Origin of the sequence: Pseudomonas sp. (assembly GCF_046581935.1) — a bacterium.
Lineage (GTDB): Bacteria > Pseudomonadota > Gammaproteobacteria > Pseudomonadales > Pseudomonadaceae > Aquipseudomonas.
The window spans coordinates 89,898-107,218 of record NZ_JAYGFK010000015.1 but is presented as its reverse complement, the minus strand read 5'-3'; the positions used below and the strand labels follow the sequence as shown (position 1 = coordinate 107,218).

Genomic DNA, 17,321 nt, shown 5'->3' with positions numbered 1-17,321 from the left:
TTCAACATGTCCGAGCGCCAGCCGCCGGCGATCTTCCTGATGGGGCCTACTGCGGCCGGCAAGACTGACCTGGCCATTGAGCTTGCGCGGGTGCTGCCATGTGAGCTCGTCAGCGTTGACTCGGCACTGATCTACCGTGATATGGATATCGGTACGGCCAAGCCTGACAAGGCGACCCTGGCAGAGTTTCCTCATCGCTTGATCGACATTCGTGACCCGGTGCAGAGTTATTCCGCAGCCGAATTCCGCACCGATGCCTTGGCGGCTATGGCTGACATTACTGCACGTGGACGCGTTCCTCTGCTGGTCGGCGGCACCATGTTGTATTTCAAGGCGTTGCTCGAAGGGCTTGCTGATATGCCCGGTGCTAATGCGGCGCTACGGGCCGAACTGGAGGCGCGGGCCCAGGCCGAAGGTTGGGACGTGCTGCATGCTGAGCTGGGTGCGATCGATCCAGAGTCTGCCGCGCGTATTCATCCTAATGATCCGCAGCGCTTGATTCGTGCCCTTGAGGTCTATCATGTGAGTGGGGAAAGCATGACCGCTCACCGTTTGCGTCAGGCTGCAGAAAATACTGCCGGCGGCGCATCGGCATCGCGCCAATTCCCCTATACTGTGGCGCAATTAGCCATTGCACCGGCGCAAAGGCAGCTGTTGCATGAGCGAATTGCCCTACGATTTCGCTTGATGTTGGAACAGGGGCTGGTTGCTGAGGTCGAACGCCTGCATCAGCGAAGTGACTTGCACGTTGGTTTGCCGTCTATACGGGCGGTTGGCTATCGCCAAGTTTGGGATTACCTCGATGGTAATCTCAGTGCAGAACAGATGCAGGAGCGCGGCATTATCGCCACGCGCCAATTGGCCAAGCGACAGTTCACTTGGTTACGGGGTTGGCAGCAGAATGTGCATTGGCTTGATAGTGCTGATTGCGACAATCTGCCGCGTGCCTTGAAATACCTGGCAGCGGTCTCCATATTGACCTAAGACCTTGCCGTTGGCCGTCTATCATTGGGGTATGACGGCTTTAAGCCGTTCGTTGGTTTACTAAAATTATTGAAAATTGATCCTTAAAGGAGTGCGGCACATGTCAAAAGGGCATTCGCTACAAGACCCTTACTTAAACACCTTGCGTAAGGAACGCGTCCCGGTTTCTATTTATTTGGTTAACGGCATTAAGCTGCAAGGCCAGATCGAATCTTTCGACCAGTTCGTGATTTTGCTGAAAAACACAGTCAGCCAGATGGTTTATAAACATGCCATTTCTACTGTAGTGCCTAGTCGTCCAGTGCGGCTGCCGAGTGCAAGTGAAACTGAGCAAGCTGAGGCTGAGGCTGGTAACGCCTAATTTAGGAGGCTGTATTGTTCTTCGAGCGCCATGAAGGTGGGGAGCGGGCCATCCTGGTTCATCTGGACGGCCAAAATTCCGAGGCGCGCGAGGACCCGCAAGAGTTTCAGGAATTGGCCATCTCGGCCGGTGCTGAAACAGTCGCGTTCCTCAGTGTCCCAAGCAATCGACTGACGGCTAAATACCTGATTGGTAGTGGCAAGGTTGAAGAGTTACGTGATCAGGTCAAGGCCGTCGAGGCTGACCTGGTGATCTTCAATCACGTGCTTACGCCCAGTCAGGAACGTAACCTTGAGCGAGTTTTTGAATGTCGAGTGTTGGACCGTACTGGTCTGATCCTCGACATTTTTGCTCAACGCGCGCGTACTCATGAAGGTAAGTTGCAGGTCGAGCTGGCTCAGCTTGATCACATGAGTACACGGCTGGTTCGTGGCTGGACCCACCTTGAGCGGCAAAAAGGTGGTATCGGCCTGCGCGGTCCGGGTGAGACCCAATTAGAAACCGACCGCCGTCTGCTGCGGGTGCGGATTCGTCAGATCAAGCAAAAACTCGAGAAGGTCCGCAGTCAGCGAGAGCAGGCCCGGCGTGGCCGTCAGCGCGCGGATATCCCCTCGGTGTCGTTGGTGGGCTACACCAACGCCGGTAAGTCGACCTTATTCAATGCGCTGACCACATCGGACGTGTATGCGGCCGACCAGTTATTCGCCACCCTTGACCCTACCTTGCGGCGTCTTGAACTGGATGATTTGGGCCCGATCGTGCTGGCCGATACTGTGGGTTTTATCCGACATCTCCCGCACAAGCTGGTTGAGGCCTTTCGCGCGACTCTTGAGGAATCGAGCAATTCTGATCTGTTGTTGCACGTAATTGACTCCCATGAGCCCGAGCGTGACCAGCAAATTGAGCAGGTATTGGCGGTGTTGGGTGAGATCGGTGCGCATGAACTGCCGATGCTTGAGGTGTATAACAAGCTTGATCTGCTTGAGGGAGTCGAGCCGCAGATTCAGCGCGATGCCGATGGCAGGCCACAGCGGGTTTGGTTGTCGGCGCGTGACGGGCGCGGTTTGCCGTTGTTGCGCCAGGCGATAGCCGAGCTGTTGGGTAGTGACCTATTCGTGGGTACATTGCAGTTGCCGCAGCGCCTTGGGCGTATGCGTGCACAGTTTTTTGCTTTGGGCGTTGTGCAGAGTGAGTCCTACAGCGAGGATGGCAGCAGTCTGCTTGCTGTGCGTGTGCCGCGTATCGAGTTGAATCGGCTGGTGAGTCGCGAAGGGCTCAAGCCGCAGGAGTTTATCGAGCAACACACTTTGCAATAAAGCCTGCGCCAGCGACTTTGCCGCTGGTTGCATGCATTCTGTAGCATTGGCGGGCGCGCCGTGGGCGCGTCTTTGCTTTATCAGATGGAGAGCGCTATGGCTTGGAATGAGCCGGGTGGCAACTCGAATAATCAGGACCCATGGGGTGGCCGTAAGAACGGTGATCGTAAGGGGCCGCCGGATATCGATGAGGCCTTCCGCAAGCTGCAGGAGAGCCTGAATGGGCTGTTCGGTGGCGGCAAAAAACGAGGCGGAGAGTCTGGCTCGAGCAGTGGTGGCGGTTTCGGCCTGCTGTTCGTGGGCCTTGGGCTGTTGGCTGCAGTCTGGCTGTACAGTGCCATCTATGTCGTTGACGAGCAGGAGCAGGCCGTAGTGCTGCGCTTCGGAAAATACTATGAAACGGTTGGGCCGGGCCTGAATATCTACTTCCCGCCTATTGATCGTAAGTTCCAGGAAAACGTCACCCGCGAGCGTGCTTACAGCAAGCAGGGGCAGATGTTGACCGAGGACGAAAACATCATCGAAGTGCCGTTGACCGTGCAATACAAGATCAGCAACTTGCAGGATTTTGTGCTCAACGTCGATCAGCCGGAAATCAGTTTGCAGCATGCGACTGACAGTGCCGTGCGCCATGTGGTGGGCTCCACCGAGATGGATCAGGTGCTGACTGAAGGCCGCGAGCTAATGGCCAGTGAGGTCAAGGAGCGCTTGCAGCGTTTCCTCGACAACTACAAAACCGGGATTACGGTCACTCAGGTCAACCTGCAGAGCGCTGCTGCACCGCGCGAAGTGCAGGAAGCCTTTGATGACGTGATTCGTGCTCGTGAAGATGAGCAGCGTGAGAAAAATCAGGCCGAAACCTACGCCAATGGCGTGGTGCCGGAGGCTCGTGGTCAGGCGCAGCGCCTGATTGAAGATGCCAGTGGTTATCGTGATGAGGTGGTTTCTCGGGCGCAGGGTGAGGCAGATCGCTTTACTGCATTAGTGACCGAGTACCGCAAGGCGCCTGAGGTCACTCGCGAGCGTCTATATCTGGATACCATGCAAGAGATGATGACCAATACCAGTAAGGTCTTGGTGACTGGCGACAAGGGGCAGAACAACCTGCTTTATCTGCCGCTAGACAAGATGATTGATGGTCGCAGTTCTTCTGCGTCTAGCTCGATATCTGGTTCCGCGAGTGCTGCGGACACTGGCTCTCGGGCGGGTATCGATCCGCGTCAGGTTGAGTTGCGTACAAGGGAGAGCCGCTGATGGGCAATAAATCGCTGATCGCCCTTATTGTTGGTGTGGTACTGGCGTTGGTCGCCTGGAATAGCTTCTATATCGTCTCGCAAACTGAGCGTGCGGTGCTGTTGCAGTTCGGTCGTATCGTTGAGCCGAACGTGCAGCCGGGTTTGCATGTGAAGATCCCTTACGTTAACCAAGTGCGTAAATTTGATGCGCGTTTGCTGACGCTAGACTCCACTAGTTCGCGTTTCCTTACGCTGGAAAAGAAAGCGCTGATGGTGGATGCCTACGCCAAGTGGCGTGTGCTGGATGCTGAGCGTTACTACACGGCGACTTCCGGGGTTAAGCTGACTGCTGATGAGCGTTTGGCTCGCCGTTTGGAAGCGTCTCTGCGTGACCAATTCGGCAAGCGCACGCTGCATGAGTCGGTGTCGGGTGAGCGTGATGCGCTGATGGCGGATGTAACTGCATCGCTGAATCGTGCCGCGCAGAAGGAGTTGGGTATCGAGGTGGTGGATGTGCGTGTTAAGGCCATCGACCTGCCTAAGGAAGTAAACCGTAGCGTGTTCGATCGCATGGGTTCTGAGCGTGAGCGTGAGGCGCGCGAGCATCGCGCGAAGGGTAAAGAGCTCGCCGAAGGTATTCGTGCTGATGCCGATCGTCAGCGCCGGGTTTTGCTTGCTGATGCCTACCGTCAGGCGGAAGAGTTGCGTGGTGATGGTGATGCCCAGGCTGCTGCGATTTATTCCAAGGCGTATGGTATGGATCAGGAGTTCTATTCGTTCTATCGCAGCCTGAGGGCTTATCGCGAAAGTTTCGCTGATAAGCGTGATGTGTTGGTGCTAGACCCGAAGAGCGACTTCTTCCGCTATTTGGAGAAGTCCAAGCCTTAAGTTATCACCCCGGCGGGAAGCCGCCGGGGTGATCCTTTGGGAAAACGTGGTATGATGCGGCAGCCGGGAAAATCCCGGCTTTTTTGCGTCTGTGGGAAGCATGTGGCAGGAGTTGGGCATCGCGTTTTGTCTTGTGCTGGTGCTGAAATGCTTCTTGTCCTCCCTGCTTCGCATCATTGATGCAGTGCGCTTTTACAACTTACGCAGCTGTCTAGTCGGCAGCTACGTCTGATGGGGTTGACCAGCATGCTGCTGGGAGCAACCGTCCTTTGTGGCTTCACTGAAGGCTTGTGCCGCCCGGTTCAAGAGGGGAATGGCGAAATGGCAACGGTAGACCGCTGGCTGCTGCCAGATGGCATTGAAGAAGTACTACCTCCGTACGCAGGACGTATTGAGGTGGCGCGCCGCCAAGTGCTGGATCTGTTCCAGCGCTGGGGCTATGAATTTGTGGTTACGCCACACATCGAATACCTGGAGTCGCTGCTGACTGGCGCGGGCCAGGACTTGGATCTGCGCACCTTCAAGGTGACAGATCCGCTGTCCGGTCGGCAGATGGGTTTTCGTGCCGACATCACGCCGCAGGTGGCGCGCATAGATGCGCATACCTTGCGTCGCGAAGGGCCGAGTCGCCTGTGCTACGCAGGTAGTGTGGTGCACGCTCAGCCGCGTGCGCTGACGACCTCGCGCAGCCCGATACAGTTGGGTGCTGAGTTGTATGGTGACGCCAGCCCGGCCAGCGATGTCGAGGTGATCAGTCTGCTGGTCAATGCCCTTGAGTTGGCGGCGGTGCCTGATGTGCACATGGATCTTGGTCATGTTGGTATTTATCGTGGGCTGGCGCGCGCTGCTGAGTTGTCTGGTGAGGTCGAGCAGCAGCTGTTCGATGCGCTACAGCGCAAGGCGATGGATGAAATTGCCGAGCTGACCGAAGCGTTACCGGATGATCTGCGCAAAATGTTGCGTGCGCTCAGCGAGCTGTGTGGTGGTCGTGAGGTGCTGGATCTGGCCCAGGCTTGCCTGGTCGATGCGCCGGATGATGTGCATGCGGCGTTGGATGATCTGATGGCGATCGCCGATGCGCTGAGCTTGCGCTACCCGGAGTTACCACTGTACTTCGACCTCGGCGAGTTGCGCGGCTATCACTACCATACTGGCGTAGTGTTCGCGGCCTTTGTTCCTGGCGTGGGTTACTCCATTGCTCAGGGCGGTCGTTATGACGACATCGGTGCTGATTTTGGTCGGGCGCGTCCAGCAACAGGTTTCTCTACTGATCTGAAAACCCTGGTAAGCCTGGGGCAAATGCAGTTGGGTGAAGAGCCTGCTGGTATCTGGGCTCCAGATAATCATGATGTGTTTTTGTGGCAGGCGATTCAGCGTTTGCGTCTTGAGGGTTTGCGTGTGGTTCAGGCATTGCCTGGGCAATCCACCGCTGATGCTGAGACAGCAGGCTGTGACCGTCAGTTGCAGTTGCGTGATGGCCGTTGGCAGTTGGCTGCACTGACAGCCTGATTGTTCGTGCGAAAAGTTTCCGTCGGCGGTTGCCGGCATCAAGTTTGCGAAGAGGGTTCGTGTTATGGGTAAGAATGTCGTAGTCCTGGGCACCCAGTGGGGCGATGAAGGCAAGGGCAAGATCGTCGACCTGCTGACCGAACAGGCTGCAGCTGTTGTGCGTTATCAGGGGGGGCATAACGCTGGCCATACTCTGGTGATCGACGGCGAGAAAACCGTTCTGCACCTGATCCCCTCCGGCATCCTGCGCGAAAACGTGCAGTGCCTGATCGGCAACGGCGTGGTAGTCGCGCCTGATGCGTTGATGCGTGAAATCATCAAGCTGGAAGAAAAGGGTGTGCCGGTTCGTGAGCGACTGCGCATCAGCCCGTCATGCCCTTTGATTCTGCCGTATCACGTGGCTCTCGATCAGGCGCGTGAAAAGGCCCGTGGCGATGCCAAGATCGGTACCACCGGTCGCGGTATCGGCCCGGCTTACGAAGACAAGGTGGCGCGTCGCGGTCTGCGTATTGGTGATCTGTTCCACCGTGAGCGTTTTGCCGCCAAGCTGGGCGAGTTGCTGGATTACCACAACTTTGTTCTGGTCAATTACTACAAAGAGCCGGCTATCGACTTCCAGAAGACTCTTGATGAGTGCATGGAATACGCCGAGTTACTCAAGCCGATGATGACCGACGTGACCGCTGTGCTGCACGACATGCGTCGTGGCGGCAAAGACATCATGTTCGAAGGTGCCCAGGGCTCGCTGCTGGATATTGACCACGGCACCTATCCTTACGTCACTAGCTCCAACACCACGGCAGGTGGTATTGCCACTGGTTCCGGTTTTGGTCCGATGTACCTGGATTACATTCTTGGTATCACCAAGGCTTACACTACGCGTGTAGGTTCGGGTCCGTTCCCGACTGAGCTGTTTGACGAAACTGGCGCTTTCCTCGCCAAGCGTGGTCATGAGTTTGGTTCCACCACTGGGCGCGCGCGCCGTTGTGGTTGGTTCGATGCCGTGATCCTGCGTCGCGCCATCGAAATCAACAGCATCTCCGGTCTGTGTCTGACCAAGCTCGACGTGCTTGATGGTCTGGATACCATCCGTATTTGCGTTGGCTATAAAGACCAGAATGGTGATGTGTTGGTCGATGCGCCGACCGATGCGGACAGCTACCTCGGTCTACAGCCGGTTTACGAAGACATGCCTGGCTGGAGTGGGTCGACACTGGGAGCCAAGACCCTGGAAGAACTGCCGGCTAATGCGCGCGCTTACATCAAGCGTGTGGAAGAGTTGGTTGGTGCGCCGATTGATATCGTTTCAACGGGTCCTGATCGTAACGAGACTATTGTGTTGCGGCATCCGTTTGCCTGATAGTCGTATGCAGTGCACGAAGGGTCGCCAATTGGCGGCCCTTCGCCGTTTCTGGACTGGGAAAAAAACCTACTTGGCCTTTATAAATTCAGCTCTTCGCCGTTATAGGTATTACCGCTGTTAGGAGTGTCTGTCGTGTTTGCCATTATTTCTGTGTTGCGCAGCCGCTTGTTGTTGCCAGTGTTTCTTGCCTTGGGTGTGGCGCTGATGGTTCAGGTTATCGTGGCGGTGGCACTAACGCGTGCGACTGTGGCTACGCTTGAGGCTGATCTGGGTAAGGGTATGCAGGATGATACGGCGCGCCTGGTCGATGAATTAGGTCGTGCTAGTGATGAGGTGCGTGGCGGTCTGGATAGTTTATCTGCGAGTACTCAGGCGCAGCTTGCCAAGGGGCTTTCGGGGCGCTTGGCGCAGGAACAGGAGCAAATCCGTGCGGTGCTGGGCGGCAATCTTAAGCACTCCGCAGATGAGCTGGCGCAGTTGCTTGCGGCTGTTGCGCCAAAGGCTATCTGGGACTCTGATGTGCCGGCGCTAACGGCTTTGGTGCGGGGTGCGCAGCGTAATCCTGAGGTGCTGTTTGCGGTTTATTTTGATGCTCAGGGGCAGCGTCTGACGCGTCATCTCAACCGCCAAGATGCTCGCGTGCGTGCTTTGATCGCGAAGGGCGAGGGCAATAGCCCACTGGATAAGGTGCTGCAGGCCGCAGTCAATGATCCTGGTGTGTACATCGCTGAGGTGTCGATCAGCCCAATGGGGGCTGACATCGGCAAGGTAGTACTAGGTATCTCGACTGCCGCAGTAGATGAGGCGTTGGCCTCGCTGGATAAGCGATTTCTTGGTCTGATCGACAGCAGTGGTCAGCTGGTTTCAGATAGCTTGAGTGGTGCGGCTCGAAGTAGTGCTGACGTCTTGGCGACACGTCTTGGCGTGGCGCGTGAAACGGCTAGTGGTATGGCGCAAAGTAGTCGGGAGGTTGTGCAAAGAGCGGCAACAGACTTGCGTTGGAAAATCAGTGCGGGTCTGGTTGTCGTGGCGCTGCTGATCCTGCTGGTGTTGGCTGTGGTGCTTGGGCGGCGTGTGGTTAATAAACTGCATATGTTGATCGCGGTGCTGAATGACTGGGCGGCGGGCGAGGGGGATCTGACTCGCCGCGTCGAGTTAGACAGTCGTGATGAAATTGGCGATATGGCGGCAGCGGTCAATCGTTTTGTGGCCAAATTGCAGCCAATTGTGCGCGAGGCTGGTGAGGTGGCGTCTCTCACTGGTCAGGAAATCGGCAATTTAGCTGCGCGCAGTGTGGCGGCCGAGTCTGCTGCCGCGCGTCAGCGTGATGAGGTGGCTGGCAGTCTGCAGGCCTTGGCGGAGATGGCTGGCGAGGCTCAGGCAGAAAGCCAGGCTATGCGCGAAGCGTTGCAGCGTGTTGGGGCGATTCGTCAGGCGGCGGATGACAATGCGGCGATTGCCCGGCGCGTTGGTGGTTCGATTGAGGAGTTGGTGCAGCGTATTGATGCGGGCGCTACTGTGATTGAGCGCTTGGCCAAGCAGAGTGAGCAGATCGAGGTAGTGCTGACGGTTATTCGTTCAATTGCCGAGCAGACTAATCTGCTGGCCTTGAATGCGGCAATTGAGGCTGCCCGCGCCGGCGAAAGCGGTCGTGGCTTTGCTGTGGTGGCTGATGAGGTGCGCGCGTTGGCGAGTAAGACGCAGCAGTCCACGGGTGATATTCAGGCGCATATCGGTGCGTTGCAGCAGGGTGCGCGTGAGGCTGTCGACGTCATCGGTCAGGCTGGTAAGCAGGCGGATCAAGGGCTGGCGGCATTGCGTGAAAGTGCGCGGGTGCAGCAATCAGTACGTGATGCGGTGGAGGAGGTGCATGGTGCGATCAATGCTGCGACCGAGGCGGCGGCGCACCAGGCTGAAGGGGCGGATGCCGTGCGTGGTCGTGTCGAGGTGATTCATGCCGAGGCGCAGCGGGCGGCAGAGGCTGTTGCGGCGACGGCGAATAGTGGTCGCGTGCTAGATGGATTGGCGAAGCGGCTCAAGGCTAGCCTGGGGCAGTTTCGCGTTTAAGTTGGCTTGTGGCGGGCGCGTAAGGCGCTCGCCGAATAAACCGAGGGGCGCACGCTAAATCGAGGGCAATAAAAAACCGAGCCAGTGGCTCGGTTTTTGAATTGGTGCCCAGGAGAAGACTCGAACTTCCACGACCGTAAGGTCACCAGCACCTGAAGCTGGCGTGTCTACCAATTTCACCACCTGGGCATTGATTGCAAAAAATGCTTATTTGCTATCAACTACAACTCGGTTAACTTCGTTTCCCGTCGTTGTGGCGCGCATAATACGGACCGAGTTTTTACTTGTAAACCCCTGTTGTTAAAAAATTTTATTCTGTGTGCCGGGCTGACCTGGACAGTGGTTTCGCGCTTCAATAGGCACATGGCAAACCGAATTTGTGTAGATAAGGTGAATTACCTCTAATGGCCGATTGGCAATCCCTCGATCCCGAGGCCGCTCGTGAAGCGGAAAAATACGAAAACCCCATTCCAAGTCGCGAGCTGATTCTGCAGCACTTGTCTGACCGTGGCTCCCCTGCGAGCCGGGAAGAGCTGGCCGATGAGTTTGGCATGGCCAGTGAAGAGCAGCTCGAAGCGCTGCGTCGCCGTCTGCGTGCTATGGAGCGCGATGGTCAATTGATCTATACCCGCCGTGGCACCTATGCGCCAGTCGATAAGCTCGACCTGATTCTCGGTCGAGTCAGCGGTCATCGCGATGGCTTTGGCTTTTTGGTGCCGGATGACGGTAGCGATGATCTGTTCTTGAGTCCTGCGCAAATGCGCTTGGTGTTCGATGGTGACCGTGCGCTGGCGCGCGTTTCCGGGCTGGATCGGCGCGGTCGTCGTGAAGGCGCTGTGGTTGAAGTCATCTCCCGTGCTCACGAAAGTATTGTTGGTCGCTATTACGAAGAGAGTGGTGTTGGCTTTGTTGTGGCCGACAACCCGAAGATTCAGCAAGAAGTGCTGGTGACGCCAGGGCGTAATGCCGGTGCCAAGCAGGGTCAGTTCGTTGAGGTGAAAATCACCCATTGGCCGACTACGCGCTTCCAGCCGCAGGGTGATGTGGTTGAGGTCGTCGGCAACTACATGGCCCCTGGCATGGAAATCGACGTTGCCCTGCGCAGCTACGATATTCCCCATGTCTGGCCTGAGGCTGTGGTCAAAGAGGCGCATAAGCTCAAGCCAGAAGTCGAGGAGAAGGACAAGGAGAAGCGCATTGATCTGCGCCATCTGCCGTTCGTTACCATTGATGGTGAAGATGCTCGCGACTTCGATGACGCGGTGTATTGCGAGAAGAACGGCAGCAACTGGCGGCTGTTCTCTGGCGGCTGGAAGCTCTATGTCGCCATCGCCGACGTTTCCCATTATGTGAAGATCGATTCGGCGCTGGATGCTGAAGCGCAAGTGCGTGGCAACTCGGTGTATTTCCCCGAGCGGGTTATCCCGATGCTGCCGGAGGAGTTGTCCAATGGCCTCTGCTCGCTGAATCCGCATGTTGATCGCCTGGCCATGGTCTGCGAGATCAGTATCTCGAAAACCGGCAAGATGACCGACTATCAATTCTATGAGGCGGTGATCCACTCGCACGCGCGCCTGACTTACAACAAGGTCAGTGCCATGCTTGAGCAGCCGAAAAGCAGCGAAGGCAAAGCCCTGCGTGGTGAGTACCAAGAAGTGCTGTCGCACCTCAAGCAGCTGTATTCGCTGTATCAGGTCTTGTTGGCTGCGCGGCATGAGCGCGGTGCGATTGATTTTGAAACCCAGGAAACCCGCATCATCTTTGGCTCCGGGCGCAAGATCGCGGAAATTCGCCCAACGCAGCGTAACGATGCGCACAAGCTGATCGAAGAGTGCATGTTGGCGGCGAACGTGGCCACGGCTGCCTTTATGCAGAAGCACGAAATTCCTGCGTTGTATCGCGTGCATGACGGTCCGCCGCCAGAGCGGGTAGAGAAGCTCAGGGCGTTTCTTACTGAGTTGGGCTTGTCGCTGCATCGTGGCAAGGCCAAAGAGGGTCCGACGCCGAAGGATTACCAGTTGCTGCTGGAGAGTATTCGCGAGCGTCCGGATTACCACTTGATCCAGACTGTGATGCTGCGCTCCCTTAGTCAGGCGGTGTACAGCGCTGACAATCAGGGCCACTTCGGTCTGAATTACGACGCCTATGCGCACTTCACCTCGCCAATCCGCCGCTATCCGGATCTGCTGATCCATCGGGCGATTCGCAGTGTGATTCGTTCCAAGCTCGATACCCCGCACGTCAAGCGTGCCGGTGCGGCGATCATGCCTCGAGCACGAATCTATCCGTACGACGATGCGATTCTCGAGCAGCTTGGCGAGCAGTGCTCGATGTCCGAGCGGCGCGCCGATGAAGCGACTCGCGATGTGGTGAACTGGCTCAAGTGCGAGTTCATGAAGGATCGTGTTGGCGAGACCTTCTCAGGTGTGATCACGGCGGTGACTGGCTTTGGCCTGTTCGTCGAGTTGAAGGACATCTACGTTGAGGGCCTGGTGCACGTTACGGCTCTGCCGGGCGACTACTACCACTTCGATCCTGTGCATCACCGCTTGGCGGGTGAGCGCAGTGGCCGTAGCTTCCGCTTGGGCGATAGCGTTGAAGTCAAAGTCATGCGTGTCGATCTGGATGAGCGCAAGATCGATTTCGAGTTGGCTGAAGGTAAAGCGGTTGCGCCTGCTGGTCCACGGCGCGGCGGTTTTGAGTCGGCTGCGAGCAAGACTGGGCGTCGCGGTGAGCGCTCTGCGCCGGGTAACACCGATGTGGAACAGAGTCGCGCACTGAAGAAATCGCTGCTCAATGAGTCGAAAGGCAAATCGAGTAAGAGTGCGGCTGCCAAGGGTGATGGCGGTCGTTCGACAGCCAAGCCAAGTAGTCATCGTAAAGGCGCTGCCGGCACAGGTGCGCCAAGTACCGGTGGGCCGCGCAAGCGTAAGGCGAAGTCATGAGTCAGTTGGAAAAAATCTACGGCGTGCATGCCGTAGAGGCGTTGCTGCGCCATCACCCGAAGCGGGTTAAGCAAATTTGGTTGGCCGAGGGGCGCAATGACCCGCGTGTGCAGGTGTTGTTGAGCCTGGCGGCGGATGCGCGAGTTGCAGTCGGTCAATGTGAGCGCCGTGAGATGGACGCCTGGGTTGAGGGTGTGCATCAGGGTGTGGTGGCTGATGTTAGTCCGAGCCAGGTTTGGGGCGAGGCCATGCTTGACGAGTTGCTTGATCGCACTGAAGGCGCGCCTCTGTTGCTGGTGCTAGATGGTGTGACCGATCCGCATAACCTCGGTGCCTGCTTGCGTACAGCCGATGCCGCCGGTGCTCTGGCGGTGATTGTGCCCAAGGACAAGTCCGCGACGCTGAATGCCACCGTGCGCAAGGTGGCTTGTGGTGCGGCTGAGGTCATCCCGCTGGTGGCGGTGACCAATCTGGCGCGCAGTCTGGAGAAGCTCCAGCAGCGCGGTTTGTGGGTAGTTGGCACGGCTGGCGAGGCTGAGATGGAGTTGTACGAGCATGACCTGACCGGGCCGACCGTGCTGATCATGGGGGCTGAGGGCAAGGGTATGCGCCGGCTAACCCGTGAGCACTGCGATTACCTGGTCAAGTTACCGATGGCGGGCAGTGTCAGCAGTCTTAACGTCTCGGTGGCCACTGGTGTTTGCCTGTTTGAGGCATTGCGTCAGCGTCGCGGAAATACCAAGGCGTAGCCCGGATTAGCCGAAGGCGTAATCCGGGTGAGGTCTCGGCCTGTCGGATTACGCTGCGCTAATCCAACCTACGGCTGTTCAAATAATCACCAGTTCACCTTGCGTGTGGCTGGGGGCTTCACTAGAATGTCGCCCCTTGCCGCTACGGCAGGCGTATTTGCGCCTTTCTGTTTCAGCAAGACAAACAAGTGAAATTCACTCCTTGCCTGACCGCATTTGGCGGCAGGCTACAACCCGTAAGGAGCATTTATGCGTCATTACGAAATCATCTTTCTGGTTCACCCGGACCAGAGCGAGCAAGTCGGCGGCATGGTTGAGCGTTACACCAAGCTGATCGAAGAAGACGGCGGCAAGATTCACCGCCTGGAAGATTGGGGCCGTCGTCAGTTGGCTTACGCCATCAACAACGTCCACAAAGCTCACTACGTGATGCTTAACGTTGAGTGCACTGGCAAAGCCCTGGCTGAGCTGGAAGACAACTTCCGTTACAACGATGCCGTGATCCGTAACCTGGTCATCCGTCGCGACGAGGCCGTTACTGACCAGTCCGAGATGCTCAAGGCCGAAGAAAACCGCAGTGAGCGCCGTGAGCGTCGTGACCGTCCTGAAAACGCCGATTCTAACGATGGCGATGACAGCGACAACAACGACAGCGACAACGCTGACGAGTAATCCACGGATCTATTGAGGAGCCACTCTCATGGCACGTTTCTTCCGTCGTCGTAAATTCTGCCGTTTCACCGCAGAAGAAGTGAAAGAGATCGATTTCAAAGATCTCAACACGCTGAAAGCTTACATCTCGGAAACCGGCAAGATCGTTCCTAGCCGTATCACCGGTACTAAGGCTCGTTATCAGCGTCAGCTGGCTACCGCTATCAAGCGCGCCCGCTTCCTGGCCCTGCTGCCTTACACCGACAGCCACGGCCGCTGAGACCAGATGTTCGACAAGAAGTAAGGGATAAATTGCATGCGCGCCTTAGCTGAATTCATTATGCGCGGTCGTATGCAGGCCACTCTTGTAGTGGTGGTTTCTGCGGCATTGCCGCTGCTGTTCTGGTTAAGTGCTGCCGCTGGAAGCCTGGTGCTTCTGCGGCGCGGTTGGAGTGATGCCGTTGGCATCCTCGCCTGGGCCCTGCTGCCGGCCATTGGCTGGTGGTATTTTGGCGAGCCGCGCACCCTGTTGGTGTTGCTCGGTGCGCTGGGGTTAGCGTTGTTGTTGCGCGCTAACCCGTCCTGGAATCGTGTGCTGCTTTGCAGCGTGGCATTGGGCTTGGTGTATGGGGTGGTTTTGGGTGCGGTATTCCGCGAACCCATTGATGCAATGGCGCTTGAGCTGCAAAAGCTGATGCCGCAAATGCTCGATGGGGTTCACCAGCAGATGTCGGTGGACGAGCGAGCGCGCCTGGATAGCCTGATTGCACCGGTACTGACCGGTTTGATCGCGGCGTTGTTGCAGATAGTCAGCTTGTTGAGCCTGATGCTTGGGCGCTTCTGGCAGGCGCAGTTGTATAACCCGGGTGGTTTTGGTAGCGAATTTCGCTCCCTACGCCTCCCGCCACCGCTAGCGATGCTGCTGTTGATTGGCATGCTGTTGGGGCCAAATCTAGGCCCGCAAATGGCCATGCTGACACCGTTGTGCAGTGTGCCGCTGGCGTTTGCAGGTATAGCCCTGTTGCATGGGGTGGTGGCGCAAGGTCGGCTAGGTAAGTTCTGGCTGGTTGGGTTGTACATCACGCTGTTGCTGTTTATGCAGCTGACTTATCCGTTATTGGTAATTTTTGCCATTGTCGACAGTCTGCTTGATTTTCGTGGTCGCTTTGAGCGCAAGCAAGGCTCTGGCCCCGCGAACGGTGAAGGTTAAAAGTTAAGAGGTTATTACCAAATGGAACTGATCCTGCTGGAAAAAATCGCCAACCTGGGCAACCTGGGCGATAAAGTGAATGTTAAGTCCGGTTACGGCCGTAACTTCCTGCTGCCGCAAGGCAAAGCTACCGCTGCTACGCCTGCGAACGTTGCTGCTTTTGAAGCACGCCGCGCTGAGCTGGAAAAACTGGCTGCCGATAAGAAAGCTTCCGCTGAAACTCGTGCTGCTCAGTTGGCTGAACTGGAAGTCACCATCACCGCTACTGCGGGCGATGAAGGCAAACTGTTCGGTTCGATCGGTACTCACGACATTGCTGACGCCCTGACCGCCTCTGGCGTTGAAGTGGCCAAAGCTGAAGTGCGTCTGCCGAACGGCACCATTCGCCAAATTGGCGAATACGACGTAGCCGTGCACCTGCACAGCGACGTTGAAGCAACCGTTAAGGTTATTGTGGTCGCTGCTTAAGCGAACCGCTGAAGTGGGCTTGCGCTTAGGTGTAGGCCGGCTAACATCGGGCACGGCATTGCGAAAGCGATGCCGTGCCTTTTGTTTTTACAACATAGAATTTTTCCCCAGAGCCTTATGAACGACATCAGCCTGCCCGAACAGTACGACCTGCAAACCTCCGCGCTGAAAGTGCCGCCGCACTCGATCGAGGCTGAGCAAGCCGTACTCGGTGGCCTGATGCTCGACAATAACGCTTGGGAGCGGGTGCTTGACCAGGTCTCCGACGGCGACTTCTACCGGCATGACCATCGCTTGATCTTCCGCGCGGTGTTCAAGTTAGCCGAGCGTAACCACCCATTCGACGTAGTGACCTTATCTGAGCAGTTGGACAAGGAAGGGCAGTTGTCGCAAGTCGGCGGGCTGGCCTACCTCGGCGAGCTGGCCAAGAACACCCCGTCGGTGGCCAACATCAAGGCTTATGCGCAGATCATTCGTGAGCGCGCGACGCTGCGTAAGCTGATTGGCATCAGTAATGATATTGCCGGCAGCGCGTATGCCCCGGAAGGCCGTACCGGTGAGGAGATTCTCGACGAGGCTGAGCGGCTGATCTTCCAGATCGCTGAAGCGCGGCCGAAGACGGGTGGTCCGGTAGGTATCAACGACATCCTGGTCAAGGCCATCGACCGCATCGACGAGCTGTTCAATAACGGCGATGCAATCACCGGTTTGTCCACGGGGTTTAGCGAGTTGGATGAGTTGACCAGCGGCCTGCAACCGGCCGACATGGTCATTGTCGCCGGGCGTCCGTCCATGGGTAAGACCACCTTTGCCATGAACCTGGTGGAAAACGCGCTGATGCGCAGCGACAAGTCGATTCTGGTGTACTCCCTGGAGATGCCCTCGGAATCCATTGTGATTCGTATGCTGGCATCGCTTGGGCGTATCGATCAGACCAAGGTGCGCGCCGGCCGCCTGGATGACGACGATTGGCCGCGCCTGACCTCGGCGGTCAATCTGCTCAACGACCGCAAGCTGTTTATCGACGACACCGCCGGCATCTCGCCCTCGGAGATGCGCGCGCGTACTCGCCGCCTGGCCCGTGAACACGGCGAGATCGGCTTGATCATGGTCGACTACCTGCAGCTGATGCAGATTCCTGGGTCGAGCGGTGACAGCCGAGTGAACGAGATTTCCGAAATCTCCCGCTCGCTAAAGGCCCTGGCCAAGGAATTTAACTGCCCGGTGATCGCCCTGTCGCAGCTTAACCGTGGCCTCGAACAGCGGCCGAACAAGCGCCCGATCAACTCCGACTTGCGTGAGTCAGGAGCGATCGAGCAGGACGCCGATATCATCATGTTTGTGTACCGCGACGAGGTTTACCACCCCGAGACTGAGTACAAAGGAGTGGCGGAAATCATCATTGGTAAGCAGCGTAACGGCCCGTTGGGTACGGCGCGCCTGGCGTTCCTCGGCAAGTATTCGCGCTTTGAGAACTTGGCGCCGGGTAGCTATCAGTTCGACGAAGAGTAACGCGGCCAATCGCGCATCTTCTTACCGCGCTAGATCAATGAAAACGGGCGACCAGTGGTTAAA

Annotated in this window: 15 protein-coding genes, 1 tRNA gene and 1 pseudogene; 16 read left to right on the top strand and 1 reads right to left on the bottom strand. The window is 57.1% G+C overall.

The features are described from left to right. The first annotated feature begins 6 nt into the window (after positions 1 to 6). The 9 genes and pseudogenes from miaA (at position 7) to VCA57_RS13730 (ending at position 9,723) form a co-directional block, all read left to right on the top strand. Complete coding sequence (gene miaA, locus VCA57_RS13770; RefSeq protein ID WP_411185605.1) at positions 7 to 984, top strand: tRNA (adenosine(37)-N6)-dimethylallyltransferase MiaA; 978 nt, start codon at positions 7 to 9, stop codon at positions 982 to 984. 100 nt (positions 985 to 1,084) lie between these two features. Continuing rightward, positions 1,085 to 1,345 (top strand): RNA chaperone Hfq, encoded by a 261-nt coding sequence (hfq, locus tag VCA57_RS13765; protein WP_411185604.1) that lies wholly within the window; start codon positions 1,085 to 1,087, stop codon positions 1,343 to 1,345. Positions 1,346 to 1,359: 14 nt separating this feature from the next. Beyond that, positions 1,360 to 2,661 carry a ribosome rescue GTPase HflX gene (gene hflX, locus VCA57_RS13760; RefSeq protein WP_411185603.1) on the top strand — a complete coding sequence of 434 codons (1,302 nt, stop codon included), beginning with the start codon at positions 1,360 to 1,362 and terminating at the stop codon, positions 2,659 to 2,661. Positions 2,662 to 2,757: 96 nt separating this feature from the next. After that, on the top strand, positions 2,758 to 3,915 hold the full coding sequence (hflK, locus tag VCA57_RS13755; RefSeq protein ID WP_411185602.1) for an FtsH protease activity modulator HflK: 1,158 nt from the start codon (positions 2,758 to 2,760) through the stop codon (positions 3,913 to 3,915). Beyond that, positions 3,915 to 4,784, top strand: a complete 870-nt coding sequence (gene hflC / locus VCA57_RS13750; protein WP_411185601.1) for a protease modulator HflC — start codon at positions 3,915 to 3,917, stop codon at positions 4,782 to 4,784. The genes hflK and hflC overlap by 1 nt, the downstream gene beginning before the upstream one ends. Before the next feature lie 321 nt (positions 4,785 to 5,105). Beyond that, positions 5,106 to 6,293 (top strand): ATP phosphoribosyltransferase regulatory subunit, encoded by a 1,188-nt coding sequence (locus VCA57_RS13745; protein WP_411185600.1) that lies wholly within the window; start codon positions 5,106 to 5,108, stop codon positions 6,291 to 6,293. A gap of 64 nt (positions 6,294 to 6,357) precedes the next feature. Then, entirely contained in the window at positions 6,358 to 7,653 is a 1,296-nt protein-coding gene (locus VCA57_RS13740) for an adenylosuccinate synthase (protein ID WP_411185599.1), read from the top strand. Positions 7,654 to 7,860: 207 nt separating this feature from the next. Further along, positions 7,861 to 8,865 (top strand): annotated as a pseudogene (locus VCA57_RS13735) (HAMP domain-containing protein); the annotation flags it as partial. Then, entirely contained in the window at positions 8,839 to 9,723 is an 885-nt protein-coding gene (locus VCA57_RS13730; RefSeq protein ID WP_411185652.1) for a methyl-accepting chemotaxis protein, read from the top strand. The pseudogene VCA57_RS13735 and the gene VCA57_RS13730, both read left to right, overlap by 27 nt. A gap of 102 nt (positions 9,724 to 9,825) precedes the next feature. On the opposite strand, the gene VCA57_RS13725 is transcribed toward VCA57_RS13730, so the two are convergent. Continuing rightward, positions 9,826 to 9,912 (bottom strand) — tRNA-Leu (locus tag VCA57_RS13725). Positions 9,913 to 10,127: 215 nt separating this feature from the next. On the opposite strand from VCA57_RS13725, the gene rnr reads away from it, so the two are divergent. The 7 genes from rnr (at position 10,128) to dnaB (ending at position 17,258) form a co-directional block, all read left to right on the top strand. Further along, a complete protein-coding gene (rnr, locus tag VCA57_RS13720) occupies positions 10,128 to 12,668 on the top strand; it encodes a ribonuclease R (protein WP_411185598.1) in 2,541 nt (846 codons plus the stop codon). Beyond that, positions 12,665 to 13,417 carry a 23S rRNA (guanosine(2251)-2'-O)-methyltransferase RlmB gene (rlmB, locus tag VCA57_RS13715; RefSeq protein ID WP_411185597.1) on the top strand — a complete coding sequence of 251 codons (753 nt, stop codon included), beginning with the start codon at positions 12,665 to 12,667 and terminating at the stop codon, positions 13,415 to 13,417. The genes rnr and rlmB overlap by 4 nt, the downstream gene beginning before the upstream one ends. A 249-nt stretch (positions 13,418 to 13,666) precedes the next feature. Beyond that, positions 13,667 to 14,089, top strand: coding sequence for a 30S ribosomal protein S6 (gene rpsF, locus VCA57_RS13710; protein WP_397492493.1), 423 nt, complete (start codon positions 13,667 to 13,669; stop codon positions 14,087 to 14,089). Between the two features lie 28 nt (positions 14,090 to 14,117). Beyond that, complete coding sequence (rpsR, locus tag VCA57_RS13705) at positions 14,118 to 14,348, top strand: 30S ribosomal protein S18 (RefSeq protein ID WP_069519637.1); 231 nt, start codon at positions 14,118 to 14,120, stop codon at positions 14,346 to 14,348. Positions 14,349 to 14,384: 36 nt separating this feature from the next. Further along, positions 14,385 to 15,278, top strand: coding sequence for a hypothetical protein (locus tag VCA57_RS13700; protein WP_411185596.1), 894 nt, complete (start codon positions 14,385 to 14,387; stop codon positions 15,276 to 15,278). A 21-nt stretch (positions 15,279 to 15,299) separates the two neighbouring features. After that, positions 15,300 to 15,746 (top strand): 50S ribosomal protein L9, encoded by a 447-nt coding sequence (rplI, locus tag VCA57_RS13695; protein ID WP_411185595.1) that lies wholly within the window; start codon positions 15,300 to 15,302, stop codon positions 15,744 to 15,746. Positions 15,747 to 15,863: 117 nt separating this feature from the next. Beyond that, positions 15,864 to 17,258 carry a replicative DNA helicase gene (dnaB, locus tag VCA57_RS13690; RefSeq protein ID WP_411185594.1) on the top strand — a complete coding sequence of 465 codons (1,395 nt, stop codon included), beginning with the start codon at positions 15,864 to 15,866 and terminating at the stop codon, positions 17,256 to 17,258. Positions 17,259 to 17,321: the final 63 nt, after the last annotated feature.

Excerpts from the sequence above, each read along its gene's own strand:
- miaA (WP_411185605.1), top strand. The coding sequence starts at position 7 with ATGTCCGAGCGCCAGCCGCCGGCGATCTTCCTGATGGGGCCTACTGCG.
- hfq (WP_411185604.1), top strand. The coding sequence starts at position 1,085 with ATGTCAAAAGGGCATTCGCTACAAGACCCTTACTTAAACACCTTGCGT.
- hflK (WP_411185602.1), top strand. The coding sequence starts at position 2,758 with ATGGCTTGGAATGAGCCGGGTGGCAACTCGAATAATCAGGACCCATGG.
- hflC (WP_411185601.1), top strand. The coding sequence starts at position 3,915 with ATGGGCAATAAATCGCTGATCGCCCTTATTGTTGGTGTGGTACTGGCG.
- VCA57_RS13745 (WP_411185600.1), top strand. The coding sequence starts at position 5,106 with ATGGCAACGGTAGACCGCTGGCTGCTGCCAGATGGCATTGAAGAAGTA.
- VCA57_RS13740 (WP_411185599.1), top strand. The coding sequence starts at position 6,358 with ATGGGTAAGAATGTCGTAGTCCTGGGCACCCAGTGGGGCGATGAAGGC.
- VCA57_RS13730 (WP_411185652.1), top strand. The coding sequence starts at position 8,839 with ATGGCGGCAGCGGTCAATCGTTTTGTGGCCAAATTGCAGCCAATTGTG.
- rnr (WP_411185598.1), top strand. The coding sequence starts at position 10,128 with ATGGCCGATTGGCAATCCCTCGATCCCGAGGCCGCTCGTGAAGCGGAA.
- rlmB (WP_411185597.1), top strand. The coding sequence starts at position 12,665 with ATGAGTCAGTTGGAAAAAATCTACGGCGTGCATGCCGTAGAGGCGTTG.
- rpsF (WP_397492493.1), top strand. The coding sequence starts at position 13,667 with ATGCGTCATTACGAAATCATCTTTCTGGTTCACCCGGACCAGAGCGAG.
- rpsR (WP_069519637.1), top strand. The coding sequence starts at position 14,118 with ATGGCACGTTTCTTCCGTCGTCGTAAATTCTGCCGTTTCACCGCAGAA.
- VCA57_RS13700 (WP_411185596.1), top strand. The coding sequence starts at position 14,385 with ATGCGCGCCTTAGCTGAATTCATTATGCGCGGTCGTATGCAGGCCACT.
- rplI (WP_411185595.1), top strand. The coding sequence starts at position 15,300 with ATGGAACTGATCCTGCTGGAAAAAATCGCCAACCTGGGCAACCTGGGC.
- dnaB (WP_411185594.1), top strand. The coding sequence starts at position 15,864 with ATGAACGACATCAGCCTGCCCGAACAGTACGACCTGCAAACCTCCGCG.